We start from the raw sequence: 26822 nt of genomic DNA, 5'->3' as shown, positions 1-26822 counted from the left end.
GCTGTGGGTGACATCGACGACGCCCTGGAGCGCGCCGGCCAGGAGGCGTTCACCAAGGCACCGCCCAAGACCCTCAAGGGCCAGATCAGCTACCTGCTGGGGCAGCTGAAGACGGCCAAGGCCGTCGCGGCGGAGCTCGGCATCACCGCCGACTCCGTCAACCGCTACCGGCGCGGTGCCCGCAAACACCCGCCGCGGCACATCCAGGACAAGATCGATGCCGCCGTACGCGCTCGCTGGCAGCCTCGCGTGCGCAAGCGCCGGCAGCAGCAGGCGGCCACCACCGGTGGGATCACCGTGGAAACACGCGCCCAGTTCGGCTACACCGCACCGATCGGCACGACCGACGACGCCCGCCTCAGACGCCTGACCGTCCATCTTCCCCCCGAGTATGCGCGCCGCCTGTTCGACGCCCACGCACAGGGCGCCGGCGATCAGCAGATGCGCGACATCGTGGCGGAAGGACTGCAGGAGGTGTACTTCAAGGACGGCGGACGCCGCGCCGCCCAACTCCACGTCACCCTCCGTGACATCGACTACATCGACGTATCTTTCTGATCATCGGCGGTCGCTGCTCCCGCTCACCTGGGCTGTGCCTGAGCTTCTCCTTGATCCGGCCTCGAACGATGCTCTGAGGATGGCTGTAGAAGGTGCCCCGTGCGGCAGACCCCTCGGACAGGATGGACGGGTGATCGACTACGACGACGAGGCCCGGAACTACGACGCGTCCCGAGGTGGTGAACCGAGAGCCCTGGCCGCGGCAGACGCGGTGGAACTGCTGCTGCCGCAAGGACCTTGCTCGATCCTGGACATCGCGTGCGGCACGGGCATCGTGACCAGGAGGCTGTTGAGTCCGGAGCGGATGGTGGTGGGCGTCGACCGTTCGCCTGGGATGCTGGGCCTTGCCGGGCAGCGGGTTCCGGGAGGTGTCGTGCGCGGCGACGCCACGCGGCTGCCCTTCGCCTCGGACGGGGTGGACGCCGTCGTGATCGTGTGGTTGTTGCATCTGCTGCCGGACCCCGCCTCGGTGCTGGCTGAGGCGGCCAGGGTGTTGCGGCCCGGCGGGGTGCTGATCACCACCGTCGACAAGGACGACGCATACTTCGTCGAGGGCAGTGACATCGCCCAGGTCACGGCGGAGTTGCGGCGCCAGTACGCACCCCGAGTGCCCGACGGCTCCGCCCGGGTGCTTGGTTGGGCGGCAGAGCGGGGGCTGGGTCTCGCAGGGCAGACCGAGTTCCCCGGAACAGGGCAGGGCCGCAGCCCGCGCAGGTGGCGGGAGGTGATCGCGGCGGGCCGCATCCCCTGGTGCGCGCACGCGACCGAGGACCAGGTGGCCGACGTATGCCAACGGCTCGCCGAGCTTCCGGACCAGGACGCGGCACGCCCGGACCCGCTGTACCGGCTGGTCGCCTTGAAGGCATGACGTTGCGCCGACTGAGCTGCTCTTGGGACTCCGTCCTCGAACAATGTCCCGGACGTGATCGCTCGTATGGTGATTCCCCGGTTTCGGGACGGCGTATTCGACTGCCTGACGGCGCGCGGGGACGAACTGTTCGACCCCACAGACGTGTTGCTGTGCGCGGACGGGCCGGTGAGGGCGCCGGTTACCTGACGCTGGTGGCCGAGCACCGGCGCGAACACGACGCCATGTACGACGCGCTGAACCGCGGGAACATCGATGTGCCCCGGCTGCGGCAGGTGCCGTACGGTCCGCCCATGCCGCAGGCCGCCGACGGGCGTCTGGTCCTCGCGGTCGACATCAGCCACTGGCTCCGCCCGGACGTCCCGACCAGCGCGGATCGCCTGTTCTGCCACCTCTACGGCCGCAGTGGCCGCTCCTCGGACCAGTTCATACCCGGATGGCCCGACCCCTTCGTCGCCGCGCTCGAATCGGGCCGGACGACCTGGTGCCGGCTCCTGGACGCCGTCCGTCCCGGTCCGGCCGACGACGTCGCCGAGGTCACCGTCGACCACAGGTCCGCCGGGTGGCCACGGGCCTGAGCGAGATGGCTGGTGGCACTTCGGCGACCGCGACATCCTGGTCGTCTTCGACGCCGGCTACGACGCCCGGCGCATGGCCCATCTTCTGTCCGGGCAGTGGCCTGGAACCGCGGCTGACCACACGCTCCGCATGGATCGACCACACCGGCGAACTCCCCGTCATCGAGGGCACTTGATCCAGATCCAGGTACTGCGAACGCTGCGATCAGGTCCGCGTGTTTGAGGGCTTCCGGACAGGGCCGCAGTCGACCGGTGGGAGGACCTGGCTGCGGCCCCGGCGCGGCTGGACGGGGTTCCGGCGGCCAGCGGGGCTGTCTCACCCACGCCGCATGAAGCAAGGAAGGGGTGAGGCAGCGGGCTGCGGCGTCAGGGCGTGAGGATGACCTTGCCCCGGGCGCGGCGGGCCTCGATGTCGGCGTGCGCCTGCGCAGTCTCGGCGAGCGGGAAGGTGCGCCAGACGGGGACGTCGAGTTTGCCGAGGGCGATGAGATCGGCCAGTTGCGGCAGGGCCTGCCAGAACCGGTCGGCCGGATCCCCGCCGGTGAAACGCACCCCGTGCTGCGCGGCGGACATGTCCGCGATGGTGATCACCCGGGCGGCGTCGCCGACCAGAGCTATCGAGTCCGTCAGCACACCGGCGCCGGAGGCGTCGAAGACGTAGTCCACGCCCTGCGGGGCGGCGGCCTGGACCCGTTCCACCCATCCCTCGCCATACGCCACGGCGGTGGCGCCGAGCGTGGTGACGCGCTCGATGTCGTGCTCGCCGGCGGTGCCGACCACGGTGATGCCCCGGGAGGCGGCGAGTTGGGCGGCGATGGTGCCGACGCTGCCGCCCGCACCGTGGATCAGCAGGGTGCCGCCCTCCTTGACACCCAGGTGGTGCAGGCCGCGGTAGGCGGTCTCGCCCACGGTCACCATGGCGGCGGCGGTGTCGAAGGAGACCTCCTTGGGCTTGGCGACCGGCTGATCGAGCAGGGCGTACTCGCTGTAGCCGCCGACGGAGGCGGCGCCGAAGACTTCGTCGCCGACCGAAGCGGTGGCGCCCTCGCCGACCTTGTCGACGACGCCGGCCACGTCCCAGCCCGGCAGCACCGGGAACTCGACCGGGAAGACGCCGTCCATCATCCCGGAGCGTATCTTCAGGTCGATCAGGTTGACGGCGGCTGCCCGGACCTTGATCCGGACCTCGCCCCGACCCGGTTCGGGGGTGTCGACCTGGCTGAGGGTGAGCACGTCCGGGCCGCCGTAGCGGGAGTAGGTGATTGCGGTGGACATCGAGAACTCCAGGAAAGCGAGGCGGGGGCACACGCTGAATCATCCAGCTTGTGTGATTGCCTTCTCGGTATATCACACAGCCTGTGTGAAACATGAAGTCGATGTGGGGTGTCTTGCATCACACGCTATGTATGATTTCTGGATAGGATGGGCGCCATGCCGTCCAAGCCGCCCGTCCACCGCCGTCAGCCGAATCCGGACAACCCCCGTGTCCAGCGCACCCGCGCCCGGATCCTGGCCGTTGCCCGCGAACTGCTGCCCGAGGTAGGGCTGACCGGGTTGACCACCGCGCTCCTGGCCGAACGGGCCGGCGTCACCCGTCAGACCCTGTACCGGCACTGGCCCAGCCGCGCGGCCCTGCTCTCCGACGTCACCCTGGAAGGCCCCGACGTCGGCTACCCCGAACCCGGCGCGGACGTACGCGCTGTCGCCACTGCCTGGCTGGTCAGCCTGCGCGCCGGTATCACCGTCCCCGCCACCCGCACAGCAGCGCTGGCCATCGCCGCCGAAGCCGACCATGACCCCGACAGCGCCCAGGCCATGGCCCGGATCGCGGAGGACCGCCTCGCCGCGCTGAACAAGCTCCTGGAGCCGTCCGGCCTGCAGATCACCGCCGAGCAGTACAGCCTGCTCTACGGCCCCCTCCTCGCCCGCCTCTTCTTCGACCGGGCCGAAGCCACCGACGAGTTCGTCGACACCATCGTCACCCAGTGGCTCACCACCATCGACCATGCGCTCGCGCGGACTTGAGGCATGCCACGCGAAACGAACGTCAAGGGCTGTGTGATCGCTGCCGCCTGATCGGCTTTCGGTCGATCAGGCGGCAGCCCCTACCGGGCAGGCCGCAGCGCGGCAACGGACGTCAGTCCAAGGTCGGGTAGTCGGTGTAGCCGCGGTGGTCGCCGCCGTAGAAGGTGGCCGGGTCCGGGGTGTTGAACGGACCGTCGACGGCGAGGCGGCGCGGCAGATCGGGGTTGGCCAGGAACAGCGCCCCGTAGGCGACCATGTCCGCGCTGTCGTTCTCGACCAGCTTCAGCGCGTCGGGGCCGGTGGCGTCGGGGTGGGTGAACGGGTTGAGGATGAACGTGCTCGGCCACGCCTTGCGCAGCGACGCGGTCAGGGCGCGGTCCGGCCCCTCCATCAGGTGCAGGTAGGCAAGCTCCAGGCCGGCGAGCCGGTCCAAGAGCGTCCCGTAGACCTCGCCCGGGTTGTCCTCGGACATGTCGTTGTACGGGTTTCCGGGCGAGATCCGCAGGCCGACCCGGTGGCTGCCGATCGCTTCGGCCACAGCCGTGACGACCTCGACGGCGAAGCGGATCCGGCCCCCGACGCTGCCGCCCCAGGCGTCGGTGCGCTGGTTGGTGTTGGGTGCGAGGAACTGGTGGATGAGGTAGCCGTTGGCACCGTGGATCTCCACGCCGTCGAACCCGGCCTCAACCGCGTTGCGTGCCGCGGCGGCGAAGTCGGCGATCGTCTGCCGGATCTCCGCCTCGCCCAGCTCCTTCGGGACCACGAAGTCCTTCGGCCCCTCGTGGGTGTAGACCTGACCCTTGGCGGCCACCGCCGACGGCCCCACCGGAAGCAGACCGTCGGGCAGCAGGCTCGGGTGGCCGATCCGCCCGGTGTGCATCAGCTGCGCGAAGATCACACCACCCTCGCGGTGCACGGCGTCGGTCACCGTCCGCCACGCCCGCACCTGCCCGGGCGTGTGCAGGCCGGGGGTGTCGGGGTAGCCCTGCCCGACCGGCGAGGGCTGGATGCCCTCGGTGACGATCAGTCCGGCGCTGGCGCGCTGCGCGTAGTACGTCGCCATCAGCTCCGTCGGCTCGGCGCCGGCCCCGAAGGCACGGCTGCGGGTCATCGGCGCCATCACGACGCGGCTGGCCAGGCGCTTGCCGCCCAGGACGATCGGATCGAAAGCAGTGGTCATGGTCTCTCCTCTGGATGAGTGCTGTTGCGCGGCCCGGGCGTGCGACGGCCCGGCCTGCACCGCGATTGCCTGTTCGGACAAGTAAATCACCTGTCCGAACAGGTAAATCCGCTGCATCCATTCCCGAGGTTGAACGTGACAGAGGTCACACCCCCATGTCCTGGGGTGTCTTTCCTCATCCGAAGGCCGACAGGCCAGGGGGCTATCGACAGGTAGGATTAAGTTGATCGGACAGGAAAGTGAGGAAGAGATGGCGCAGCCCACATCGGAAGCCGGATGGGGTCCCCCGGGCAGGGGACACGAGGCAACCGTCCCGGTGCCGGCCGCGGCCGGCACCGGCCCGATCAGTCACGCGATCTTCCGCCTGGCCCGATTGCACCGCATGTTCGCGGGACAGCTGCTGCGCCGCATCGGCCTGCATCCGGGCCAGGAGCTGGTCATGATGCACCTGTGGGAACTCGGCCCCCAGCGGCAGGCCGACCTCGTGCGCCTGCTGGACTCCGACGCCGCCACCATGACCCGCACCGTCCAGCGCCTGGAGCAGGCCGGCTTCGTCCGTCGCCGCCCCTCACCCACCGACAAGCGCGCGTCCCTCATCGAACCCACGGTGGCCAGCCATGCCCTGCGCCGTGAGGTCGAGCGGGTCTGGAGCCGGCTCGAGGAACTCTCGACCGTTGGTATGTCCGCCGACGAGCGGGCCGCGGCCCTGCTCACCCTGGAACGCTTGGAGCACAACCTCGTGAAGGCCGCCGCCGATCCCGCAGGTACAGACCAGAAGCGATAGCACCTCGACGGTGCCCACCTGCTCGGACGGCCGGTTCCCCCCGAGCTCCCCGTTTCTCGTGAAGAAGCAGGAGAAGCGGGAGTGGGTGCGCCTGGAGGCGGCCGACAAGGAAGCGGCCCTGTCCGCAGCTCGGCGGCGAGGGACCATCCAGGCCGGCCACGACCCGGCCGACATCCTGGTCCTCACCCTCGCGCTGGCCCAGGCATGGTTCACGGCAGCCCGAGGCCCCGACCTCACCGACCCGGACACGGCAAGGCCGCCGCAGCGGCTGGCTCAGCATCGCGCTGCCCTCGTCGACGCCGTGAGCCGCCTCTCCGTGCCGCCGAAGGACCCGGCCGGAGAAGAGGCCACTCAGGCATGGCCAGGCGACACCGCCCGGCACAGTCCCTCCGGTCGGGCGGCCGCGCGACCGGCGCTCCCCGGCGGCAAGCCCAGGACGTCGATCCGCTGGCGACAGCCCTGGCACGGCTTTGCCTGAGCGCCACCAAGGCAAAGCCAGTGACCTGGAGATCGGGCATCAACCGAGAGGGCCCGGTGGCAGGCTGACCCCTGCGTGCCATGGCCGCTGCCCGCCACCGGGCCCGTGCAGCGTGCCAGAGGGACGGGTTATCGGTCTGTTCCGTAGCGGAGCCCGTCGAGGAGCAGGTCGAGGAGGCGGCCGGCCCGTTCGCGCTGGGCGGGAGCGCTGGTGATCAGTGCGACGCCGCTGAGGCTGAGGCCGACGTCGATGGGTTCGATGTCCGAGCGGAGGAGCCCGGCTTCGGTGCCGGCGTGCAGCAGGGTGCCGATCGCGGTGCTGAGCTTGTCGAGGGTCTCGGCGAAGGGGTCCGCGCCGGAGGCGACCGCGGCCCGCAGGGCGTCCGCCATGCCCTGCTTGGCTGCCAGGTAGTCGATGAACCGGTCCATCCACAGGCGTATCGCCCGGTCCGGCGGAAGGTCGGCCAGCAGCTCGGCGGCGCTGTCGCAGACCCGGGCCAGCTCGTTGCGGTAGGCCGCCTCGACCAGTGCCTCGCGGGTGGGGAAGTGGCGGTAGAGCGTGGCCGAGCCGACGCCCGCGGCCTTGGCGATCGTGTCGATCGGAACGTCCGCGCCCTTCTCGGAGAAGGCACGCACGGCCGCTTCGAGGATGCGCTCCCGGTTGCGGCGGGCATCGGCGCGCAGCGGGCTCGGCTGGGTGGTCAAGGCTGCTCCCTTCGTCGGGAGATCAGTCTACCTGGACAACCGGGGAGTTCCCCGGTTACCGTTACAAATAACCGGGGAGTTCCCCGGTTATTGGCTGACTCCAGTTACTCTTGACGGGAGAACCCTTGATGACCAGCGAGAAGACGGTTCTGATCACCGGCACGTCCTCCGGCATCGGCCTGGCCGCCACGATCGGCGCCGCCCGCGCCGGCTGGACGACCATCGCGACCATGCGCGACACGGGCAAGGCCGAGGCACTGCTGGAGGCCGCTGCCGAGAACGACGTCGCCGACCGTATCCAGGTCAAACGCCTGGACGTGGTCGACCCCGACAGCATCTCCGCCTGCCTGGAAGAAGTGATCGCCGAGCACGGCCGCCTCGACGCACTGGTCAACAACGCCGGCGCCGCCCAGGTCGGCACCATCGAACAGAGCAGCCTCGACGACGTCCGCGCCGCCATGGAGGTCAACTTCTTCGGCGTCGTGGCCACCACCCGCGCCGCCCTGCCCCACCTGCGCGCCGCCCAGGGCCGCGTGATCACCGTCACCAGCGTCGGCGGCGTCGTCGGCCAGCCCTTCAACGAGGCCTACTGCGCGGCCAAGTTCGCCGTCGAGGGCTTCATGGAGTCCCTCGCGCCCGTCGCCGCCACCGTCGGCGTGGATGTCACCGTGGTCGAACCGGGCGCGGTGGCCAGCGAGTTCGTCGCCAACCTCGGCCTGGACGTTCCCGCCCTGCTCGCCGCGGCCGGGCCCTACGCCCCTGCCCTTGAAGCGTACATCGCCCGCACCCGGCAGTCCTTCGGCAACGCCCAGACCCCGGCCGAGGCCGCCGCCCCGATCATCGACGCCCTGACCGCCGACCGCCCGGCCTTCCGCATCCAGACCTCGCAGTGGGCCCGCGACTTCGTCGCCACCACGCTCGCCGACCTCGACGGCTCGGCCGTCCAGGACCTCACCCGCGCCTGGGTCCGCTGAACAACCGGCAATCTGCCCGATCCGCGACGACGACATCTGACCTCGGCAGGTAATGCACCGCCGACCACCTGAGCCCGCTCATCGCGCCGGCTCAGGTGGTCTTGGAATACCTTCTCCTCCTTGCCGAGGCGGTGTCAGTGTGCTGCGCGTGGTGTCCGTGCGCTCGCGTTGCGTGCCTGGGTGGTGCTGAGCTGGTTGAAGGTGTTGGAGTACGCGTAGCCGGTGGGCTTGTCGTATCCGTCGACTTCCCAGAAGGACAGTTCCTGGACTCCGTTGGAGGCGGCGAAGTTCTCCAGCGTGGCCGCGTCGGACTGGGAGAAGACTTCGTCGTCGTCGTTCTTGCCGGCGATCGGCGTCAGGCCCATCATCTGGTACGCCTGTGAGTGGGAAACGCCGTAGATATGGGCGAGTTGCCGGGCGGTTGCCTGTGCGGCCGATTCGGCGTCGGCGAGCGCGTTGTGTCCGTCGCCGAAGTCCATGGTCATGAGGTTGACGGTGCTGACGTCGACCCCGTTGTCCTTGGCGTCCTGGAGGAGTCCGGTCTGTGCGGAGGGCAGGCCGTCGGGGGCGACCGCGAGCGTGTAGTCCACCTGGACCGAGGGGTTTTGCGCCTGAAGCGCGGCGAGTGCCTGGTTGCGGCGGGTGTTGGCGGCGGTGTCGTCGAGGGTCGCGCCTTCGATGTCGAAGTCGAGCCGGGTGACGCCGTAGGTGTTGACGATGTTGGCGTAGGCGGCGGTCAGGTCGGAGACGGAGGTGCAGGTCTGGGCGAGTTCGCCGCCGGCGGCTCCGCCGAAGGAGATGATGACGTCTCCGCTGTTGGCCTTGAGCGCGTTGATTTCCGAAGTGAACGCGCCGACCGGGTCACCGTTGAATTCCCATTTGGCCGTGCAGCCATCCTCAGGGATGAGGAATGCCAGCGTGTAGTGCTTCAGACCGGTGGCGGCCATGTCGTCGGCCATGTCACCGGCGGTGCCGGGGCCGATCTGGAGGTAGGGGGCCGCGAAGTGCGCGGGCCACGTCGACGTCGCCGTAGCGGCGTTGGCCGGCTCTCCGTTCGCGACCAGCATGGCGGTGGCGGTGAGTGGCAGAAGCGCGGCGAGAGCGGGTCTGGGGGTGCGAGTGTTCATGGTTGCCTTGTCGGACTGGGAGTCGAAAAGAATGGGACCGCCGTCCACGCAGGCTTGGGCCTGGGGGGGGCGGCGTGCTCCGGCACGGTATGCCTGACCTGGTGTGCGGATGCGAAGGCATGTGCGTTCGTCGGCTGCCGACGGCGACCGAACACCGACGGGCCAGGTCGCTCAGGGACGGCTCAGTGGTGGACGACCGTGCACTGTCCGTCGGAGAACATCGGGGTGGTGTCGACCGGCAGACCAGGGTCAGGGTTGACGATGATGCCGGAGTCCTGGGTGACCGAACCTTCGCAGTTGCCGAGGGCGGGCTCTGGCTGCGTGCTGGCGGGGCCCATCCACAGGTCGACGTGGTACACGCCGTTGTTCCAGTCCGAACTGCACTCCGCACAGCCGTCCTCCATGATGAAGTACTTCTGGAGGTACGGGACGTAGATGCGGGTGCCGGGGGCGAATTCGCCGGGGTCGGTAGCGAAGGTGGCGGGGTGGTCGTAGGTGCCGAGGTCTTCGGTCGCCTCGTTGTGTATCTGGGGATAGGCGATCTGCGCGGTGCCGTAGTGGCCGTTGCCGTCGTCGTTGTCGTTGTAGCCGTAGGACGTCACGTGGACGTTGATGTTCTGGCTGTCCGACGGCCGCATTACGTGGTTGCCCCCACCCTGGAAGGCGGCGGAGGCGGTGCGTGCCGAGGCAACCGGGGCAGCGAGGGCTGTGGCGAGTGTCACCGCCGTGACGGTGACGGGTAACTTCAGGTGTGAGCGCATGGTGTCTTTCCTCTCGGATGGGGAATGCGGACGTCAGCGTACTGTTGTACAACATATTACTGACGGTAACTCCTCTGGCCGGTAGAGAAGTTGGGTTTCTAAGGATTCATTACACGCCGCTTAAGGCGCACATAACCGATGGCTTCAACCTGAGGTTCTGAGGTGGTGGGGCCAGGATCGAGGCCCTTCGGGTGCCGCTCACCTGTGCGTGCCCGGAGGATTCGTGGAGGAAGTGATTGCATCGGTCCACCCGCGACCATCTGGCCCGGCTGGGCGCCAAGGTGTCGACGGAACGGGTGTGCATGGACCGGAACAGGTTCTCCGGCGGGGTGTGACCGCGGGCATCGGCTTCGGGCTCACCGTCATTGCGCACGTTTGCGGGGAAGAGGTCGCGACTTTCGCCCAGTTGGCCATGGAATACGACCCGAAGCCACCATTCGACGCCGGTTCTCCCGAGGTCGCGGGGCCCGAAGCGGTGGCCGTGTTCGGCAAGTTCATTGCCGGGCCCGACGAGAATCTCCGACGCGCCGTGTCCCGTGTACTGGAGCAGAGGGCGTCTAGCGGGCGAGGACGGCCGCTGACATGATCCGTCGCATGACATCCCAGCCACAGGTTCAGGTTCCGCCGCGCTACGCACGAGTCAACGCCTGGGTGATCAGCCGCGACAGCGACGCAGAAGTGCATTTCTTGAAGTCGGCGTTCGGAGCGGTCGAGACCCCCGGCTCCCGAATGCTCGATCCCGACGGTGATATCGGTCATGTCGAGGTCGAGATCGGCGAGAGCGTCATCATGCTCTTCGATGCCAAACCCGGCTGGCCATCGACCCCGTCTCACCTACGTGTCTATGTCGATGACGCCCGTGCGACCGTGGATCAGGCCGTCACGGCCGGCGCCCGTGTGGTGACCCGCCCGACCCTGCTCGCCTTCGGTGAGCGCGTTGCCCGGGTGCGAGACCCCCAGGGACACCTGTGGTGGTTGCACGAGCGGGTAGAGGACGTCGCCCCTGACGAGTTGGCCGGCCGCTTTGCCGATCCGGACGCCCAAGAGGCCATGGCCTACGTCCAGCGAACACTGCGGGAAGAACTGGGGACGGCCACTACGGACCAGCCGTAACTGACCTGCCCCTTGCAGCGGGCGGTCCGGGTTCCGAACCGGGCGGCCCGCTTGCATGCGAAACCAGCTCGTTCGGACAGCCCCTGCGCGGGCCGGGGCTGGGGCAGGCTGATCGGAGCGGGGTGGCTTGCTCTGGTGAGTACGCTGGTATGGGCGCTGACACGGGAACTGCGGAACCGGGTTCGGCGTCCTGGTTGTCGACCTGAGCTCGGGGCGGGGGCGTTGGCATGGCTACGAGGATCTCGGTGACCGTCAAGGGGCCGACCGGTCTGGACGAGACGGACCGGATGCTCGACGAACTGGAGGCGGAGACCGGTCTGTCGTGGCGTTCGTCGGCCGTCGACGAGGGCAAGGTACTGACCGGCGGCATCGTCGAGATCGTCCTCGTGGCCGCGGTCGGCAAGGCGACCGAGATGACCGTGTCCGCCGCGGTGGACGCCGTGAAGCGGGTCGTCGAGCACTGGCGCGGTGAGCGGCTGGATCCGCCCGAGACTCTGGTCGCCACCCAGTCGGTGCCCGACTTGGCAGCGGAGCCGACGACGGAAGGGCTGGACGGCTGAGATGGCATCGCGTGCGGTGGTGATCGGACCGGCGAGGTACGCCGTCGATTCGGGGATGGACGGCCATCCGCCGATCGGTGCGAGCGCGCGGATGTACGGCGAGGTTCTCGCGGGCGACGAGATGTGGGGTACCGACTGCTGCCGGGTTCTGACCGAGGACGAGGTCCAGACGGCCGACGGCGTGATGAGGGCGTTGCAGGCGGCCGCGGACGAGACGGGGCCCGACGACATCCTCCTGGTGGTGTATGTCGGCCACGGCCAGTACTGGAGTGACGTTCCCGGCGCGCAGGTCCACTTCTCCGTGGGCTCGTCCTACCGGGACAAGCCATGGACCTGGCTCTCCAGTTGGTACGTCTACCGCGTCATGCGCAAGGCCAGGGCAAGGCTGAAGGTCCTGATCGCCGACTGCTGCTACTCGAACCTGCTGCCTCAGCTCGGGGAGGAGCCCGTCCTTCCAGGAGTCCTGGGCGCGCTGGACGAGGGCACCTGTGTGTTCACGGCCGTCAAGAATGCCAATTTCGCTTCCGCTGACGGTTGCTCAGCTCTGCCCGGGGATCTCTCGAAGTGCACACCGTTCAGCGGGCATCTGCTGCACGTACTGCAGGACGGCACGAAGGACCACAACCACCAGCTCACCATCGGCCTCCTGCGGGAGGCGGTGAAGGCGGAGATGGAGAACTGCACAGGTGCCCAGCACCAGGTACCGAGGATGTCGCTGAACGACGCCCGTGACGGCACCCCGCTCTTCACCAACCAGATGGAGCTCAAGAAGCGCGACCCGGTCCCGCAACTCCCGGTCGAGCCTGGGGACTGGGTCAAGACGTTGATGATGGACCGGGACTCCCGCCTCGATGAACTGCTGAAGGACGAGCGAAAGACCGGCGACGTGGTCGCTCTGCTCAGCTCCAGGCCGGATGAGGCCAGCCGGCATCTCGCGCGGCACATCGACGTCCGGGCCAACCAGGCGTTCGACTCGCCCCACGCCTTCGCCCGCTACTGGAACCAGGTGGAGAAGGCACTGCGCGTATGACGGAGGGCCAGAAGGCCTCGGGTTCCGACGTGGCCAGACGTTCCGAGGGCGACGGCGCGACGGAGTCGTGGAGCTTCGGCTATGAATGGGTGACCAAGTGCTCGGTCGCCGCCTTCAAGGAGCGCATGCAGGCCATGCGGGAGGGCGAGCAGCCCGTCACCGAGAGCAGTGAGAGGCCCCGGCCCGCCAATGCGATCAGGGCCCTGCACGCGTTCGCCATGCTCAGCACCATCGACCGGCTCATCGAATGCGCCGTGAGTTTCGACTACCGGGACGCCGTCAACATGGTGGCCACGGCGGCGCTGAGCCGGAACATCATTCACGCCGCGGAACTCGCCATCCGGCAATGGGATGCGGAGCGTACGAGTGAGGGCCGGTACCCACGGCTGACAGATGGCGTCATCCATGACATCGCTTGCCAGCGGACGGTGCTCGACGTTGCCGTCTTCGTCCGGGAGTGCCGTGGCGCTGGAAAGACCGAGCTGGTGGACAAGACGCTGCGCGTGTTCACCACACCGAGTTCGGGGCGGACCAATCTCGACAAGGCCCTCCTCTACATCGCGCTGCGTGATGAGAAGTGCGAGGAAGAGGCCGCCGAGCTCCTCCGTCAGACCCTCGTCGCGATCACCGAGCACGTGCACGTGCCGTCGCAGGCCTCGTACACGATTCCCAGGGAGTTCCAGGATCTTGCCGGCGCGCTCCACCAGCTCAGTCCCTCCGAGCGGATCCTGGAAGCGTGGGTCGACGCACAGTTGCGGATTCCGGATCACGTACCCGAGACAAGACGGATCGTCGCCCATCTGATCGCTACCCGGACCGACAGCCCGGACACGCTCGTGGAGCATGTCGGCAAACGGCTGTCCCAGCATGACATCGCAGAAATCTGCGGCCAGTTGGCCAGACAGGGATCCTCCGACAAGTGCGCGCTGATCCGCGAGCACGCCGCCTCGCGCGACAACGTGGAACACCTGGCGGAGATCGTCATCGCCTGGCACCGCTCAGAGGCGCTCACCAGGACGACCAAGGACCTGCTCGCCGACATCGTGGCCAGGGGGACGGCGAGAGCGGCCGGGCCCCGCTCACCGGTGGAACTCGACTACCTGGACACGGTACTGGGCAATTTCAACGCGCAGCCGGAATGCAGGAGGCTGCTGCGTATCGCCGCCGCGGCGCACACTGATGACCGCTCGGGAACCGATATGGCCGGTCTGCTGGTCAGGATCGAGCGGCCGAGGGACCGCAACCGTGTGGCGCAGACGATCGCTCAGAAACTGGCCGCGCGCGTCCTCGAACAGGGCGCCGACGCCGGGCTTTTCGTCGAGTATGTCAGAGGGCTGCGGAGCCACGGCCGCGCCGAGGCCGTCGATCTGGCCTGCAAGGAATTGGCGGACCCCTCCGACCCCGTCGCGGTGCCCCGGGGTTCGGGTGCGGTCATCGCCGAGATCGCCGCCTGCCTGTACGGCGCAGAGCTGCCCCGCGATGGCTGGGACCTGCTCGAACGATGCCTGGAGAACGAGCAGCGTGTCACCCCTCAAGGCGTGGCGTTGGTCGTCGACCGGCTGCGCGCCAGCACGATGACGGAAGAGGACAGGCATTTCCTGCTCCGTGCCACGGTGGGCCGGTGGTCCGACACGCACCGCCGGGAGGAGGCGGTCGAGGAGCTGCGCGGCAGGGGATACGAGGCGGAGGCCACGGAGGTCATTCGTTCGCTGCGTTAGCGGCCGCGGCGGGGCGGCCGGTGCCCGGGGTCGGCAGCATGGGCGCCACTTCGGTCATGTGGCGTCTGGACGCGTCGACCAGGCCCTCGAAGGCCGCGAGCGCCGCAGCGACGGCCAGGAAGCCCCCGAGGAGCTTGGGGAGGACTCTGACCGAGGAATCGCCCAGCAGTGTCAGCAGCGTCAGCACCGCGAGATGACCGATCAGCCAGAGTCCGGCCTGGGCGGCGGAGCTGGTGCGCCAGTGCCGGAACAGTGTCACGTGCACCTTGGCGTCGTACATCCGGCCGAAGGCGGGCAGCCACCGGGCGAGGATCGGCAGGCACAGCAGCAGGGCGCAGCCCACCGTGAGGGTCGCCATGCCCCGCCACAAGGGGGCCCAGCCCGCCCCGTAGAGGATCAGCGCGATCAGCGCGAAACCGGTACGCGCCAGGACCTCGCGGGCGCCGCGCCGCAGGCGGGACCAGCCGGTCAGGTGATCGCGGAGCGACACGAGGACGACGCCCGGGACGGCGTAGACGACCAGCGTCAGGACTCCGGTGATCGCGACGAGAGAGCTCCAGCTGCCGCCGACCGCCAGCAACGCGACGCTCGCGACGAAGAAGTCGACGACCAGGACCAGCCAGTACACGTCGTACCGCCGCTTCAGGGAGGCCTTGCGGGCGGTTTGCAGCCCGCGGTGCGTGAGATGGGCCCGGCTGAGCGCTGCCACCTCGCGGGTGAGCGCATGGGCGAAGACGAGTCCCGCGCCCATGGGTGAGATCACGGCGCCGATCCTGAGCAGCCACCCGAGCCACCACAGGGAGAGGGCGAAGGCGAACTGCGCATAGGGCGACGGCTCGATGCCGGCCGGACTCCAGTAGGACGCCTGATACTTCGTGAAGACGACCTGAAGCGATATGTACAGGACCATCGCCCCGACGATCGTTCCGAAGACCGCCCTTCGGAGCCGGGCCGCCTCGCCGATTCCCCGTCCCCACCGCTTGATGTTCCCGGCGAAGTCCAGCGGTCCCTGGAAGCCGACGTAGGCGAAGATCACGCCACTGCCGACGACCGCTGCCAAGGCGGCGCCGGGGCCTTTTCCGGTGCCGCCGCCACTCGCGTGGGGACTTGGGTGGTCGAAGCCGGCGGCGATCAGCAGCGCGACGGTCAGGACAGGGACGATGACCTTCACCACCGTCAGCCAGGAGTTGATCCTGAAGAAGATCCGCGGGGCCACCAGGTTCACCGCGGAGATCGCCGCCATGAACACCAGCGCGTAGCCCCAGCCTGTGAGGGTGAGCGCCTGGGAGGAGTCCAGGAGCCCGTGGACCTTCCAGGACAGGCCCCTCGTCATCGCGACGGCCTCACTGGAGAGGTTGATCGCGTAGAAGATCCACAGGCCGGCCGCGACCACCGTCGCCACCAGCGCGCCGCTGCTCTGCAGCGGCAGGAATATCAGCCCGCCGGTCTTGGGGGCGACGGTGCCCAATTCGACCATGACCGCGGCGATCAGCAGCATGAGCAGGCCGCCGAACACCCAGGCCAGGTAGGCGTCCGAACCGGCCCGGCGGAACGCGTCGTCCGCGCCCAGCAGCCAGCCGGAACCGATCATGCCCCCAGCCGCCAGGCCGACGAGGTGGAACACCGACAGCCGCCGCTGCTCGTCCTCGTCCTCGGCCCGCACCGGCTGCCGGCCCTCAGGCTTCAATTCCCGGACACTCATCCGCCTTGTTCCCCCGCGTAGCATCGGCAGATCCTCACGCACAGTGGCGAACAGGGTACTGGTCGGAGGGGGCCGAGGAAACGGCGTTTGCGAGCAGGTACGCACGGGGCCGGCGTTCCTGCCGCTCGCCGCCGTGGTCGGCGTGGAACTGACCATGTCGATGCAGCCCAGGCTGACCGCCGATACCGGCATGGTGACGAAGGTGGCGCCGGAGACTACAGGGCGAGGCGTGCGATCTCGACCGGGCAGCGTCGCAGGTCGGGGTCGAGGGTGCTCCCGTGCATGACCGCTACGAGGAGAGATCCGCCCGGACCGCGGCCCACCGGCCGGGGCGGTGACCGATGGATCCAGCACAGCCACTACTGATGAGGTGGCCTGGACAGCTGACCCTTGACGTACGCACCGGCGTAGCGGCGGAGTTACCGAGATGCCGTGATCGATGCCGCCGTGAGCCTGTCCACGGCCGTCGCGACCGCCTCAGGGCTGGAGATCATCGTCAGGTGCCGGGCACCCGGGATGAGCGTCGCAGGTGGTGCGCCGATGCGCCGGGCGGTCTCCTGTGGCGTTGGCCGCGGGGGACAGTTCCTTGCTGGCCACGGGCGCGAGGCGCGCTGATCGGCAGCGACGCCCCGTACCGGCGCCGGTGGACGGGCGGTACCTCCTGCAGCTCACCGAGATCTCCGGCTCACAAAAGTGGATCGCGACTTCCCGGAGTCTGAAGTGGATTCGAGGTTGTGGCATCTGTATGAGCCACGTTCGGCTCTACAAGTGGAGCCGCCCTTGCGCCCGGCCACCACCTCGGGGAAGACGACCGCGTCCCGCCCCAGGATCCGCCACCGCCGGAAATCCCCTCCCGTTCGAAGCGATCCGCCGGGATCACCGCGCGGGCGACAGGCTGCCGAGGTCCCCGGTCGCCCGCCATGGCGTGTCCCGCCAAGTAGTCCCGGGCGGGGCCGAGGACCAGGTCGCAGGGGTCGTTGGGTGTGGCCGTGCCCCGGGGCGAGTGGAAGGCGTGGCCGGTCTGGGGCCACCAGGCATCGGGGACGCCATGGGTGAGCAGCAGCGCGGTCACGATGGCGGCCGGGCCACGAGCACGAGTGCCGGCAGGACAAGGCACGGCCACTACGGCGGGCGAAGGTGTCGCGCATCCGTGAGGCTCCGATGTGCATCGCGCGCCGCCGCCGCGTTGCGCGCCGCCACTGGGCACGGGCGGTCGTGAGCCATTTCGAACTCGCTACACTGCGCGCCATCGTGTCGCGGCGTCTCGGGGCCTGGTTGGGAGCGGCTGCGCTTGGTCGGGACCACGGGCGGAAGAAGGACACCATGAGGCGCGCTGTTGCTCTGACGCTCTGTGCGGGGATGTTGGCTGCCACTGCGGCGTGCGCCGGGTCTTCGCTGGGGAACTCGGCGGCGCGGACGCCGTCTGCTGGCACTACGTCTGCGTCCTCGGCGGGCAGCAGGAGTTCGAGCGGCGGGATGAGCGCTTCCTGTCCGGAAGGCGTGCACGGGCAGAGCGCGGCCTCACCCTCTGCGGGCAGTGGCGCATCCGACGACACCGCGCAGGCACAGGCCCTTGCACAGGCCGTCGGCGACGAGGAGTTCAACGCCGCGTACTCGGACATCTTCGGCACGGTGATCGACGGCTACACCCCGGGACGGGTGGCGCTGTGTGTCACGGACGTGGCGCGCGGGAGGCTGCTCGCGCGGGCGGCCAAGCGTGCCCACCCGGCCGTCGACCTCAACCGGCTCGACATCCTTGCCTGCCGCTACTCCGAGCGGACACTGCAGACGGCCGTCCGCAGGCTCATGGCACACAGCGGCCCGACGATCGCAGGGTTCCCCGTATACCAGATCGGCCCGGCAACGGACCATTCCGGCATCCAACTGCAGACCAGCCAAGCGGGCAGCGCCTCAGCGGCCTTGCACCGCTACCTCACCTCGCAACTGGGCGGCATCGCCTTCACCGTCGTCAAGGGTGAGCAGGCGGTCGGATAGGCCTGATCGGTACGGAAGAACGCCCCAGCACGCACCTGGTCCAGGGCGGGAGCCGGTCGGCCGCTGTTCCGTTCGGCGGCTGAACCGAACCGACCAACGACAAGGCCGGCGGACACGTATGCCTGATCCGCTTCCAGTGCTCAGGCCGCGGGTTCTCCGGTCCAGACCCGTCCTACCTGCCCGCGATCGACGACCACGCCAACAGCCTGCGGGCCGACCGCGAGAAAGCTCGGGAGATGGGCCAGCCTCCTCAAACGCCAACGTGTGCTCGACACCATCCGGCTCATGCTGGACGACGACGAGCCGATCTCTTTCGCCGCAGTCGCCCGCGCCGCAAAAGTGTCGATCTGGCTCATTTACGCCGAGGGCATCCGCGAGCACGTCCACGCCGCATCCAGCGGCAAAAACAGGCCCCCGCCACCGGAGCTGCCCCACCGTGGGAGGTTGCGCTGTACGCCTCGACGAGCGCCACGGCGGAGGCGCGTATCTACCTGTGCAAGCGGTGCGCGGAGTCGCAGGGGCGGCGCGTGCCGTCCGCTGGCCGAGATCGGCCCGGACATGCGGCTCGTCCCCACCACGCGACCTCGTCCGCCGGCTCAAAGCCCCTCGGGCGCCAGGTCACGCGGTGGCCGACTGCCCGATGACGCTGCCCAGACGCACGGAGGGCAACAAGCCCTTCCCGTCGCCAACGGCTGGGACTTTCCGTTCAGGAGCGCAGCTTCCCTGACGGCGAGGTCACGAACCTCCTATTTGTGGCCGACCGCCCACTGCCTGGCCGATCGGAACTGATGTACAAGTGAAGGCTGTGCGACATCCGGTCGGCCCGTGCCTGGGGAGGGCACAGCGGTCTGCCGAACCGTGCTCGTCCCGATCGATCATTGCAGGGGGCATCATGCGCATACGTTTACGTGCCTGGATTCTGGTGGGCGCGGGTCTGCTCGCCGTGGGCGCCGGTCCGGCGTACGGGGCTGACACGTCGTCGGCCGAGTCGGCGGCGGGGTCCGTGCAGTACACCGTGCAGGACCTCGGCACCCTGGGCGGTACCCGCAGCGAGGCCACCGCCATCGACGGCAACACGGTCGTCGGGAGCTCACTGACGAGCGGCGACGCCGCCGAGCACGCCTTCGCATACGACCTGCGCAGACACACCATGACCGATCTCGGCACGCTGGGGGCTCCAGCCACGCGACCGGCGTGGAGGGGGACTACGTCGTCGGGGAGTCAGACCTCTCCACCGACGGCCCGACTCATGGCTTCGCCTACAACGTCCGGACCCGCCGGCTCATCGACATCGGCACTCTCGGCGGCAGCAGCACCAACATCACCGGCCTCAACGGTGACACCGTGGTGGGAACGTCGTCGCTGTCCGGCGACGTGGTGACCCACGCGTTCGCGTACAGCCTGCGCACCCGGACCATGACCGATCTCGGCAGCCTCGCCGGGGCGTCGGGCGACAGCACCGCGGCGGCCGTCAGCGGTGCGATCGTCGTGGGCAGCTCCTCCCTGCCGAACATGCCGGCCACCACAAAGCACGGGTTCGCGTACAGCCTGCGCACCCGGACGATGACCGATCTCGGCACCCTCGGCGGAAGCTCCAGCACAGCCAACGACGTCAGCGGTTCAACCGTGGTCGGTCAGTCTCGAACGGCCGGCAACGGCCTCACCGGATACGCCTACGACCTCCGCACCGGCATCCGCACGGACCTGGGGTCCCACTTCCTGACCGCCCAGCTGATCAGCGGGAGCACTGTGGTCGGCAGCGACAGCTTGCTCTCCAGGTCGTTCGACCTCATGACACACACGAGTGCCATGATCGGCTCAGGGCGTGGTGTCACCGAGGTCAAGCAGATCGCCGGGAACGTCATGGTCGGTGACAACTTCGCCCCCAACTCCTTCGCCTTCGTCGCCCGCGTCGACGACGGCGACTTCACCTACCTGGCCTCCCTCGGCGGCCTCAACTCCTCCGCGACGCAGGTCAACTGCCATGGCGTCGTCGCGGGCAGCGCAGCCCTTCCGCCTGCTGGCGCGTCCACTGCCAACGGCCCGTTCCACGCCACCGTCTGGGTGCCGCACACGGTGGCGTAGGGGAGCGAAGCCGCGCGGGTGAAAGCGTGCGGCTGCGGTAGGTCTTCTGTACGGACTTGGCGGTCTGCCGAAAAGCTGGGGCCAGGGTCAGGGCCGAAGGGCGGCAGGATGATGGGATGCCCGAGCCGATCGACCCGGCTGTCGGGCTACGGATGACGTTCCTGGCCGCGCTTTCCGAGTTCTGCGAAGTCGACGACTACCCGGTTATGTGGTGCGTCACCGACGTCATCCACCGGGCCCTGACCGACGCCGTGGTAGCCGGGTCGCAGGCACCGACCGCGGGTTCACCGTCAGCCGGCTCAACCCGATGACGCACCGCTGGCAGGCGTGCACCTTGACCTGGTCCGAAGAACATTCACTCGGTCTTCCCCCGGTCCGACGACCGGCGTCACGATGCTCCCGCACCACTGGTACAAGATCCAGCTCAAGATCACGCTCGGACCCGGCGCTCCTGCGGCGGGCCGTCGGGTTCAGGGCGATTGATTCCGCCGTTGACGGTGCGGATGGCGCGGGCCGGCAATCCGCATGGCACGGCCGCGATGTGGGTGCTCGGTCGGCTGGATGGCTTGTTCGCGGACGCCGACTTCGCCGGCTGGTATCCCGCTGACAGGCCGCGTGGGCTTTCGCCTGCTCAGCTGGCTCTCGTGTCGGTACTGCAATATGCGGAGAACCTCACGGACCGTCGGCAGACGGCGGATGCGGTCCGCTGCCGCCTGGATGTCGGCGGACCTGTGCCTACGGTGCGCACGATGTGCGGCGATTTCGAACAGGACTGGGGGAGCGGGTGAGTACGACTCAGGCAGCATCAGTGAGACGCTGCGGGCCCGCGCCGAGCGACCGCGCACCCGTCGAGCCCGCAGACCTCGGGCAGAGAGGCATCGGCCCCGCCTCCTCCTGCGCCCACTGTCCCGGCTCCGGTTTCCGCGCTGGATGACGGCCGGTCTGGTGCCGCCTGAAATCCACATCGGGCCTGGACCGTTCCCGCTCACGGCGGTGAACGGGTGCGGGCCCGAAGGGGCTGACGAGTAGCGCGCCCTCAGTGGTGAGCCAACACCCGTGCGCATTCCGGCCGTGGATTGGGCCGCCGGGCCGGCCACCGAATCGGTTCGCGCCCGCTGCTGGGCAGAGATCTATAACACGGCTTCTGCCAGGGGCGGTTGGCGTTTCTTCGGCGGGATTTCGAAGCACGAGCCATGCATTCTTCCGAGCCGCGTCTCGGCCGGGAAGAACCCGTCGGTCTGCCACACCTGTGACAACAATTCGTGTCAGCAGCCTACGCACCTTCGGCTTGGCACGCGGAAGGCAGACCGCTCAGCACGTTGCGGTTGGTTCTGATCACCATTGATTGGGATTAAGCACAGAAACGGGGCAAAAGCAATCCTTTGTCGAAATAGGCAAAAGCTGTACTACCCCCACCATCTCCGGGTAGAGGTACGGGACAGAGACTCCCACCCTGCCATGCTCGTGGATCTCGGTCCGGACGAGGACAAGACAGAAGGAGGGCGGGGGCTGGTGATCGTGTCTGCCCTGGCTTCCTCCTGGGGAAACTCGCCGAGCGGCAGGGGGAAGACAGTGTGGTTCGAGCTGGATACCCGTGAGGAGTCGTAGCCGCAGACGTCATCTGGCCGTCGGCGAGGAACCGGCATGGCCCGAAGGCCCGTTGACCGCGTCACTTTCCGCCGTCCGCTGTCGAGTTGAGGCGAACCAGCCTTCCGTGGGCCGGGCATCGTGGCCACACACATAAGCCGAAGGGGAGGCCGCCGACCGGTGGGTGGTGGCTGGCCACGGCTCTGGATCAACTCTTGTACTTGGTCACGTTCTGTGTTCGCGCCATACCCGTCGCCCGCTTGTCAGTGCGGGCTGGTAGACAGGTTTCTCTACTTCAGCGTGCCATCCCAGCGTTTGCGGCGGTTGGTTGGGCTGGCCCACCGTGCACGGAGAGACAGCATGTACAGCTTCTATGTGTTCGAAGGATCGTTCCATCAAGGTGGCGGAGGATGGGAGGACATCGAGGTCAGCCCCAGCCTTCCAGATATTCAGCAGGCCGCACTCGACTACATCCGGCTCGGCAACTGGGCCTCAGCGGCCGACGACTTCGTAGTGAGGGTCTATCAGGCAGGAAGGTTGGCGCTGGAGGAGGACCTCTACCCGTTTCTCCAGGTCAAGGTTACCGGACTCACCCCAATCAGCTTCCTCCCCGGCGGGGAGCCAGCAGGGGGCGTTCCCCATCCGGGAAGCGAGTATGAGGAGGACGAGAACCAATACGAAGATGCGGATGAATGGCTTGAATACTTCCTCGTGAACGAGTTTGAGGAAATAGCGTCAGAGCGGCCCAACGACATCGAAGTGACTATCGACTGGGGGCGCCTCGCCCTCCCCGAGCTCACACAACCGGTGCTCCCTGAGGGCAAAGGAATCTGGGTCCGGCAGGAAAAGGGGAACGAACAGGCTTGGGGGGACACCGTCGCCGTCGAGACCGCAGTGGGTCCGAACGACAACCCTGAGGAGTACGGCCGATATCTGATGCGTGGCTTCAACTCCATCTTCTCGTGAAGGGCTTGGAATACACACGTTTCCGAAGAAGTGAGAAACCGGCCCTGGCGCTTGAGCGTCTAGATCCGGCTGACTTGGTCTTCGACGGGACCCGAGTTCCAGGGCAGGGTGAGTCCGGCGATGACAGCATCGCGGTCGCGGTCGATTCCCGTGACGAGGACGTGGAGGCTGGGCAGGTCGTCCTGCCGGACGGCGCCGAGCCAGTCCGGCTGGCGCTCGCCCTGGCGACCGGTCAGCGTCGTCGCGAAAGACCGGACATGGTGGGTGAGGGCGTCGAGTTCGGGGCAGTGTGTCCGGACGGCCTTGAGCTGGAGCTGCCCGGATTCGCTGAAGGTGTCCGGGTGCCGCAGGAACCACCCGGCGACGGTCCCGGGGCGAGGTCGGACGGGCGGTCACCGGCCCTGGTGAGGTGCGCTTGTCGCGGAGGTGAGCGCGAAACCGCTGGTAACTGCCCTTGTATCCGAGCGGCACGATCTCTTCCCACAACTTCTATGCGCTGGTGCAACCCTAGTCCCGGCGGGCGTCCAGGCAGGGCCTGTCGTCATCGGGGACGGAGGTCCGGTTCTGCCACTGACCGGTGAACAACTCCTCCAGCGCCTCGGCGTTGGCGAACTGCTTGACGGTGCGCCAGGTTCCCCCTAGAGCTGTCGATGGATTGAGCATTGGCTGTGTCCTTCCTTCAGCAGGGCCTGGGCGGCGGCGTGCCGGGCACGCGTCCGGTCGGCGAACCGGTGCCCTCGTGCCGAAGCGAAGCGGACGAGGCCGCAGCCGGAAGGGTATTGGACTCGGGTTGAGGTGATGCCGATGTCAGAACGCGCAGGCTGCGGTGGTGCTGGGAGACGTGCCGCTCGGCGGCCGCGCTCAGGTTGTGGGTATGCCACCGGGCGTCGTCGTTCGAGCGATCTGTCCGGTTTGATCACGCGATACCGTAGGTGGCGAGCAGGGGTAGGGGTGCCCCCGCCGGGGTCGCCGATTCCCGCCCCACATCTGTGGCGCACAGAAACCCCCAGCCAGCATCGGCTCCGGCAGTCTGACCGGCCCGGGTCTGTCGGCGGGCAGTGCGGGATAACCGATTGCTGGGTTGCATCTCGGTGCATATGGTCCACGCATGTCGCAACCGGATCAGTTGCCTCCTAGGATGGTGTGGGCCGAAGGGCTGCTGCGGGAGGTGTTCCCCGACGCCGAGGTGATCGAAGCGATGCCGCGTACGGGCGGCCAGTTGAGCGCAGTGTGCGAGATGCGCTGTGCTGATCCTGCCCACAGCGCGATCTTCAAGGTGTATGCGCACGAATGGGCGTGGAAGCAGGCAAAGGAAGTTCGCGTCTATCAGATGCTCGCGAGCCTGGGATCCCTGCCGGTGCCGAGCGTGCTGCACCACACGCCGGGGGGAGGGCCTGGGGCCGGGCCGTCACGATCCTGAGCCTGCTCGAGGGGCGCCCGCTGTCTGAGGCGTCGAAGGAAATGAACTCGGCACGAATTCCATCGTTCTACCGGGAGATGGGCGCCGCCTTGGCCACGGTGCACCAGATTGGCCAGGAGGCCTACGGGTATGTAACCGACCGCATCCTTGATCCGCGCTTCGATAATGGCAGCTACATGCGGCACCAGTTCGCCAAGAAACTCGCGGAGTTCAAGGTTCTGGGCGGCGACGGCCGGTTGCACGACGCGGTCGCGCGGCGGGTCGAGCGCGACGGGGCGCTGTTCGACAACTGCGGGACCGCCGTGCTCTGCCACAATGACCTGCATGAGGGCAACGTGCTCGTCGCTCGGCGCCCGGGCGGCTGGGAGGTGAGCGGCGTGATTGACGTCGAGAACGCGATCGCCGCCGACCCGCTGATCGACCTGGCCAAGACCGACTACTACTCCCTCGGCCGCGGTGAGCCGGAACGCAGCGCGCTGTTCGAAGGCTACGGGCCGCTTCCCGCCGACGCCGTCGAGCGGCTTGACCTCTACCGGCTCTACCATGCGGTCGAGTTGTGGGACTGTTTCCGCTCGATAGGCACGGTCGGGCCCTTGGGCGGAATCGCCGATGACATTGCTCGGCTGGCGGGTTAGGCAGCCCGGTGCACCAAGGCGGCGTCGTTAGAGTGGTCTGGTTTGATCACGTGATGCCGAAGGTGGCAAGCGTACGGCGGGGGCGCGGACGTGGTGGCGGACCCGGCGGCGATGTTGTCGTGGCCGGCGTGTCGGAGGGCGCCGAGGGCGAGGTGGCGCAGGCTGGCCATCGCCCGGGGTGCGGTGCCTGTGCGGACGCGTGAGGTGTCCTCAGCAAACGTGGCGTCGCGCAGGTGGTGGATCTTGTTCTCGATGCCCCAGTGGCCGCGCACCCAGGAGGCGAGGTCGGCGGGCTTGGCCTGGTGGGGTCGGAGGCTGGTCACGCCGTAGACGCGCTCGAGGGTGACCTTGCCGATGGTGACGGTCCGGCGGCGGCGTACGACATGGACGGCCCGGGCGGCGTGGGGGAAGTCGAGGCCGCGCGCGACGGAGCAGGTCTTGATCCGGCGAATCGCGTCGCGGCCGTGTGCGGTGGCGCGGGTCTTGCCCTGAAGCGGCACCTGCCGCCGCGGCAGTTGCTTCAGTTCCTGCTGAAGCGGTGGGGCGATTGCCCTTGATCACGGCGATGTAGCGGGCCTGCTGGGATTTCGTTGGTCTTGGAGCTGACCGCGCGCTGGACGATGAGCTGGCTGCCTGCGGTCATGGCGGCGAGGAGGCGGACCTGGGTGCCGTCTGGTCGGCCGGCGGCGAGGACGGTCTTGCCGTCGACGACCAGCGCACGGAGGCGTTGCCGGTCCCAGGCCCGTGTCGGTTCGTGCTCGCGATCGGCGCGCCGGCCGCCGATCGCGGCGTCGAGGGCGTCGCCGTCGACGCGTTGCAGGAGACGGCGCACGGTGGCCTCGGCCGGGGCGACTGGCCCGGTCGGCTCGCGCACGGGGCCGCCGAGCGCGGTGAGCACGGTTGGCGGCCTGTCGGCGGCCATTCCGCGATCGTAATCAGGGACTTCGCGCCCGCGAGCACGGCACATGCAGCCAGTGCCAGGACGAAGACCAGGGAATGACGACGGCCGGAAGACCGACGCGGGTCGGGCACGGCAGCCAGGCGCTGCAGCAGGCGGGGGTGCTCGCCGGAGGCGGGCGGTGACGCGGTGGTGAGTCGGCTCAGGCCGGCCAGGAGGGCGATGATGAGCTGGCAGCCACGGTCTTCCGTTGTGGTGGTCAGGACGTCGACACCTCGTGATCACCCGGAAGTCGCGCCTGGCTCCGGTCGTTCCGCGCCGCGAACGCAGAAGCCGCATCAGCCATCTGAACCCAAATCAACCTGGACGGAAGCTCTGAACGACGCCGCCCTGGAGTGGGTCGACACGCTGAAACGGCTCCCGCAAGTCGTCCGTCCGGGACCAGTTGCCCGAGGATCGCCATGCCCAGAGCAACAAGTCCCGGGCGACTCGGATCAGGAAAGGCGCAGATCGATCCAAGGAATGGTTTCCCCGGGCAGCAGGTACCGCTCGATCTCGGTGAACCCGTGTTTGCATGCGAACCGCAGACCGTCCTCGTTGGAGGACAGGACCACCGTTTCGATCACCTTGGCGCCCAACTCCCGTGCGTGGTTGAGCCCGCGAGCATAGAGATCCTCGCCGAACCCCTGCCTGCGGTGAGGAGCGAGCACACGGGCGATCAACGTGGCCGTCATGGTGTCGTCCGACGGAGGGCGCACCGTGCTGCAACCCACGAGAACGTCACCGACGTACGCGACCTCCAGGTGATGGCGTTGTGCGCGCTCGCGTACCGCGTCGATGGACAGGAGGTGCGTAGGGATGATGGTGTTGTGGACGTACTGCCAGTCCCTGAGCGTGACGTCGTCGTCCGGCTGTTGGATGCGAAGGTCAGACATCGCAGCAGAAGACCCGAGTACACCTCGGAGGTCAACTCCATTTTGCCGCGTCACCGAGACGCCATGGCTGACAAGGGGGCACGCAGCCAGCAGACACGCTTCCAGAGCTGCCCCGGAACTGGCTGCTCGGCGCCTGGCATG

The 26822-nt window shown here is 68.3% G+C and carries 29 protein-coding genes and 2 pseudogenes; 19 read left to right on the top strand and 12 right to left on the bottom strand.

The annotated features are described in order from the left end of the window. The first annotated feature begins 3 nt into the window (after positions 1-3). The 3 genes and pseudogenes from tpg to BFF78_RS49615 form a co-directional block, all read left to right on the top strand. The gene (gene tpg, locus BFF78_RS01370; protein WP_069776563.1) at positions 4-558 is read left to right on the top strand and encodes a telomere-protecting terminal protein Tpg; all 555 of its coding nucleotides are present in this window, start codon (positions 4-6) and stop codon (positions 556-558) included. Between the two features lie 130 nt (positions 559-688). Continuing rightward, positions 689-1426 carry a class I SAM-dependent methyltransferase gene (locus tag BFF78_RS01365; protein WP_069776562.1) on the top strand — a complete coding sequence of 246 codons (738 nt, stop codon included), beginning with the start codon at positions 689-691 and terminating at the stop codon, positions 1424-1426. 66 nt (positions 1427-1492) lie between these two features. Beyond that, positions 1493-2177, top strand: a pseudogene (locus BFF78_RS49615) (transposase); the annotation flags it as partial. Positions 2178-2370: 193 nt separating this feature from the next. Here BFF78_RS49615 and BFF78_RS01355 read toward each other — a convergent pair. After that, on the bottom strand, positions 2371-3279 hold the full coding sequence (locus BFF78_RS01355) for an NADP-dependent oxidoreductase (protein WP_069776560.1): 909 nt from the start codon (positions 3277-3279) through the stop codon (positions 2371-2373). A gap of 156 nt (positions 3280-3435) precedes the next feature. Here BFF78_RS01355 and BFF78_RS01350 point away from each other — a divergent pair, with 156 nt between their 5' ends. Further along, positions 3436-4029: a TetR/AcrR family transcriptional regulator gene (locus BFF78_RS01350; RefSeq protein WP_069783298.1), complete on the top strand. Its 594-nt coding sequence runs from the start codon at positions 3436-3438 to the stop codon at positions 4027-4029. Positions 4030-4141: 112 nt separating this feature from the next. On the opposite strand, the gene BFF78_RS01345 is transcribed toward BFF78_RS01350, so the two are convergent. Next, positions 4142-5209 (bottom strand): alkene reductase, encoded by a 1068-nt coding sequence (locus tag BFF78_RS01345; RefSeq protein ID WP_069776559.1) that lies wholly within the window; start codon positions 5207-5209, stop codon positions 4142-4144. Positions 5210-5459: 250 nt separating this feature from the next. Here BFF78_RS01345 and BFF78_RS01340 point away from each other — a divergent pair, with 250 nt between their 5' ends. After that, positions 5460-5993, top strand: coding sequence for a MarR family winged helix-turn-helix transcriptional regulator (locus tag BFF78_RS01340; protein WP_069776558.1), 534 nt, complete (start codon positions 5460-5462; stop codon positions 5991-5993). 58 nt (positions 5994-6051) lie between these two features. Then, positions 6052-6471 (top strand): hypothetical protein, encoded by a 420-nt coding sequence (locus BFF78_RS01335; protein WP_159032922.1) that lies wholly within the window; start codon positions 6052-6054, stop codon positions 6469-6471. 128 nt (positions 6472-6599) lie between these two features. On the opposite strand, the gene BFF78_RS01330 is transcribed toward BFF78_RS01335, so the two are convergent. Then, a complete protein-coding gene (locus BFF78_RS01330) occupies positions 6600-7175 on the bottom strand; it encodes a TetR/AcrR family transcriptional regulator (protein WP_069776556.1) in 576 nt (191 codons plus the stop codon). 128 nt (positions 7176-7303) lie between these two features. Between BFF78_RS01330 and BFF78_RS01325 the strand changes: the two genes are divergently transcribed. Next, positions 7304-8149, top strand: a complete 846-nt coding sequence (locus BFF78_RS01325) for an SDR family oxidoreductase (protein WP_069776555.1) — start codon at positions 7304-7306, stop codon at positions 8147-8149. Between the two features lie 134 nt (positions 8150-8283). Here the strand turns inward: BFF78_RS01325 and BFF78_RS01320 are convergent, their stop codons facing one another. Both BFF78_RS01320 and BFF78_RS01315 read right to left on the bottom strand, forming a co-directional pair. Further along, positions 8284-9276: a chitinase gene (locus BFF78_RS01320; protein WP_079161731.1), complete on the bottom strand. Its 993-nt coding sequence runs from the start codon at positions 9274-9276 to the stop codon at positions 8284-8286. A 182-nt stretch (positions 9277-9458) separates the two neighbouring features. After that, entirely contained in the window at positions 9459-10037 is a 579-nt protein-coding gene (locus BFF78_RS01315; RefSeq protein ID WP_069776553.1) for a hypothetical protein, read from the bottom strand. Between the two features lie 331 nt (positions 10038-10368). Here BFF78_RS01315 and BFF78_RS01310 point away from each other — a divergent pair, with 331 nt between their 5' ends. The 5 genes from BFF78_RS01310 to BFF78_RS01290 all read left to right on the top strand — a co-directional run bounded on the left by BFF78_RS01310 (position 10369) and on the right by BFF78_RS01290 (position 14458). Then, positions 10369-10623, top strand: coding sequence for a hypothetical protein (locus BFF78_RS01310; protein WP_069776552.1), 255 nt, complete (start codon positions 10369-10371; stop codon positions 10621-10623). 8 nt (positions 10624-10631) lie between these two features. Beyond that, entirely contained in the window at positions 10632-11150 is a 519-nt protein-coding gene (locus BFF78_RS01305) for a VOC family protein (RefSeq protein ID WP_069783297.1), read from the top strand. A gap of 227 nt (positions 11151-11377) precedes the next feature. Beyond that, the gene (locus tag BFF78_RS01300; protein ID WP_159032921.1) at positions 11378-11710 is read left to right on the top strand and encodes a hypothetical protein; all 333 of its coding nucleotides are present in this window, start codon (positions 11378-11380) and stop codon (positions 11708-11710) included. Between the two features lies 1 nt (position 11711). Then, on the top strand, positions 11712-12740 hold the full coding sequence (locus BFF78_RS01295) for a caspase family protein (RefSeq protein ID WP_069776550.1): 1029 nt from the start codon (positions 11712-11714) through the stop codon (positions 12738-12740). Then, a complete protein-coding gene (locus BFF78_RS01290) occupies positions 12737-14458 on the top strand; it encodes a hypothetical protein (protein ID WP_069776549.1) in 1722 nt (573 codons plus the stop codon). The genes BFF78_RS01295 and BFF78_RS01290 overlap by 4 nt, the downstream gene beginning before the upstream one ends. On the opposite strand, the gene BFF78_RS01285 is transcribed toward BFF78_RS01290, so the two are convergent. Next, on the bottom strand, positions 14439-16160 hold the full coding sequence (locus BFF78_RS01285; protein WP_159032920.1) for an APC family permease: 1722 nt from the start codon (positions 16158-16160) through the stop codon (positions 14439-14441). The genes BFF78_RS01290 and BFF78_RS01285 overlap by 20 nt on opposite strands. 1476 nt (positions 16161-17636) lie before the next feature. On the opposite strand from BFF78_RS01285, the gene BFF78_RS01280 reads away from it, so the two are divergent. Beyond that, the gene (locus BFF78_RS01280; RefSeq protein ID WP_069776547.1) at positions 17637-18155 is read left to right on the top strand and encodes a hypothetical protein; all 519 of its coding nucleotides are present in this window, start codon (positions 17637-17639) and stop codon (positions 18153-18155) included. Between the two features lie 140 nt (positions 18156-18295). On the opposite strand, the gene BFF78_RS46695 is transcribed toward BFF78_RS01280, so the two are convergent. Next, positions 18296-18511: a hypothetical protein gene (locus BFF78_RS46695; protein ID WP_165289336.1), complete on the bottom strand. Its 216-nt coding sequence runs from the start codon at positions 18509-18511 to the stop codon at positions 18296-18298. An 838-nt stretch (positions 18512-19349) separates the two neighbouring features. On the opposite strand from BFF78_RS46695, the gene BFF78_RS01275 reads away from it, so the two are divergent. The 4 genes from BFF78_RS01275 (at position 19350) to BFF78_RS01260 (ending at position 22793) form a co-directional block, all read left to right on the top strand. Continuing rightward, positions 19350-20240: a hypothetical protein gene (locus BFF78_RS01275; RefSeq protein ID WP_069776546.1), complete on the top strand. Its 891-nt coding sequence runs from the start codon at positions 19350-19352 to the stop codon at positions 20238-20240. A 116-nt stretch (positions 20241-20356) separates the two neighbouring features. Then, positions 20357-20551, top strand: a complete 195-nt coding sequence (locus BFF78_RS01270; protein WP_069776545.1) for a hypothetical protein — start codon at positions 20357-20359, stop codon at positions 20549-20551. A gap of 180 nt (positions 20552-20731) precedes the next feature. After that, on the top strand, positions 20732-21028 hold the full coding sequence (locus BFF78_RS01265) for a hypothetical protein (RefSeq protein WP_159032919.1): 297 nt from the start codon (positions 20732-20734) through the stop codon (positions 21026-21028). Positions 21029-22187: 1159 nt separating this feature from the next. Beyond that, entirely contained in the window at positions 22188-22793 is a 606-nt protein-coding gene (locus BFF78_RS01260; RefSeq protein ID WP_069776544.1) for a hypothetical protein, read from the top strand. Positions 22794-23300: 507 nt separating this feature from the next. Here BFF78_RS01260 and BFF78_RS45930 read toward each other — a convergent pair. Then, a complete protein-coding gene (locus BFF78_RS45930; protein ID WP_159032918.1) occupies positions 23301-23456 on the bottom strand; it encodes a hypothetical protein in 156 nt (51 codons plus the stop codon). Positions 23457-23931: 475 nt separating this feature from the next. Between BFF78_RS45930 and BFF78_RS47695 the strand changes: the two genes are divergently transcribed. Continuing rightward, on the top strand, positions 23932-24213 hold the full coding sequence (locus tag BFF78_RS47695; RefSeq protein ID WP_069776543.1) for a hypothetical protein: 282 nt from the start codon (positions 23932-23934) through the stop codon (positions 24211-24213). After that, positions 24141-24848 carry a phosphotransferase family protein gene (locus BFF78_RS01250; RefSeq protein WP_227026099.1) on the top strand — a complete coding sequence of 236 codons (708 nt, stop codon included), beginning with the start codon at positions 24141-24143 and terminating at the stop codon, positions 24846-24848. The genes BFF78_RS47695 and BFF78_RS01250 overlap by 73 nt, the downstream gene beginning before the upstream one ends. On the opposite strand, the gene BFF78_RS49975 is transcribed toward BFF78_RS01250, so the two are convergent. The 4 genes and pseudogenes from BFF78_RS49975 to BFF78_RS01235 all read right to left on the bottom strand — a co-directional run bounded on the left by BFF78_RS49975 (position 24845) and on the right by BFF78_RS01235 (position 26681). Further along, complete coding sequence (locus BFF78_RS49975; protein ID WP_069776541.1) at positions 24845-25348, bottom strand: ISAs1 family transposase; 504 nt, start codon at positions 25346-25348, stop codon at positions 24845-24847. The two genes, BFF78_RS01250 and BFF78_RS49975, sit on opposite strands and share 4 nt — an antisense overlap. Before the next feature lie 20 nt (positions 25349-25368). Beyond that, a complete protein-coding gene (locus BFF78_RS47685; RefSeq protein ID WP_069776540.1) occupies positions 25369-25770 on the bottom strand; it encodes a hypothetical protein in 402 nt (133 codons plus the stop codon). A 50-nt stretch (positions 25771-25820) separates the two neighbouring features. Next, a pseudogene (locus tag BFF78_RS47680) lies at positions 25821-25880 on the bottom strand (hypothetical protein); the annotation flags it as partial. Between the two features lie 360 nt (positions 25881-26240). Further along, a complete protein-coding gene (locus BFF78_RS01235; RefSeq protein ID WP_069776539.1) occupies positions 26241-26681 on the bottom strand; it encodes a GNAT family N-acetyltransferase in 441 nt (146 codons plus the stop codon). Positions 26682-26822 lie beyond the last annotated feature (141 nt).

Origin of the sequence: Streptomyces fodineus (genome assembly GCF_001735805.1) — a bacterium.
In the GTDB taxonomy this organism is placed as follows: domain Bacteria; phylum Actinomycetota; class Actinomycetes; order Streptomycetales; family Streptomycetaceae; genus Streptomyces; species Streptomyces fodineus.
This window is presented reverse-complemented; position numbering and strand designations above follow the sequence as displayed.

Coding starts and splice junctions, on each gene's coding strand:
- BFF78_RS45930 (WP_159032918.1), bottom strand. CDS start 23,456: ATGCTCAATCCATCGACAGCTCTAGGGGGAACCTGGCGCACCGTCAAG.
- BFF78_RS01285 (WP_159032920.1), bottom strand. CDS start 16,160: ATGAGTGTCCGGGAATTGAAGCCTGAGGGCCGGCAGCCGGTGCGGGCC.
- BFF78_RS01300 (WP_159032921.1), top strand. CDS start 11,378: ATGGCTACGAGGATCTCGGTGACCGTCAAGGGGCCGACCGGTCTGGAC.
- BFF78_RS01305 (WP_069783297.1), top strand. CDS start 10,632: ATGACATCCCAGCCACAGGTTCAGGTTCCGCCGCGCTACGCACGAGTC.
- BFF78_RS01260 (WP_069776544.1), top strand. CDS start 22,188: ATGTACAGCTTCTATGTGTTCGAAGGATCGTTCCATCAAGGTGGCGGA.
- BFF78_RS47695 (WP_069776543.1), top strand. CDS start 23,932: ATGGTGTGGGCCGAAGGGCTGCTGCGGGAGGTGTTCCCCGACGCCGAG.
- BFF78_RS01345 (WP_069776559.1), bottom strand. CDS start 5,209: ATGACCACTGCTTTCGATCCGATCGTCCTGGGCGGCAAGCGCCTGGCC.
- BFF78_RS01270 (WP_069776545.1), top strand. CDS start 20,357: ATGCCCGAGCCGATCGACCCGGCTGTCGGGCTACGGATGACGTTCCTG.
- BFF78_RS01235 (WP_069776539.1), bottom strand. CDS start 26,681: ATGTCTGACCTTCGCATCCAACAGCCGGACGACGACGTCACGCTCAGG.
- BFF78_RS46695 (WP_165289336.1), bottom strand. CDS start 18,511: ATGAGCCAGATCGACACTTTTGCGGCGCGGGCGACTGCGGCGAAAGAG.
- BFF78_RS01295 (WP_069776550.1), top strand. CDS start 11,712: ATGGCATCGCGTGCGGTGGTGATCGGACCGGCGAGGTACGCCGTCGAT.
- BFF78_RS01290 (WP_069776549.1), top strand. CDS start 12,737: ATGACGGAGGGCCAGAAGGCCTCGGGTTCCGACGTGGCCAGACGTTCC.
- BFF78_RS01320 (WP_079161731.1), bottom strand. CDS start 9,276: ATGAACACTCGCACCCCCAGACCCGCTCTCGCCGCGCTTCTGCCACTC.
- BFF78_RS47685 (WP_069776540.1), bottom strand. CDS start 25,770: ATGGCCGCCGACAGGCCGCCAACCGTGCTCACCGCGCTCGGCGGCCCC.
- BFF78_RS01350 (WP_069783298.1), top strand. CDS start 3,436: ATGCCGTCCAAGCCGCCCGTCCACCGCCGTCAGCCGAATCCGGACAAC.
- BFF78_RS01315 (WP_069776553.1), bottom strand. CDS start 10,037: ATGCGCTCACACCTGAAGTTACCCGTCACCGTCACGGCGGTGACACTC.
- BFF78_RS01280 (WP_069776547.1), top strand. CDS start 17,637: ATGAGCGCTTCCTGTCCGGAAGGCGTGCACGGGCAGAGCGCGGCCTCA.
- BFF78_RS01355 (WP_069776560.1), bottom strand. CDS start 3,279: ATGTCCACCGCAATCACCTACTCCCGCTACGGCGGCCCGGACGTGCTC.
- BFF78_RS01325 (WP_069776555.1), top strand. CDS start 7,304: ATGACCAGCGAGAAGACGGTTCTGATCACCGGCACGTCCTCCGGCATC.
- BFF78_RS01340 (WP_069776558.1), top strand. CDS start 5,460: ATGGCGCAGCCCACATCGGAAGCCGGATGGGGTCCCCCGGGCAGGGGA.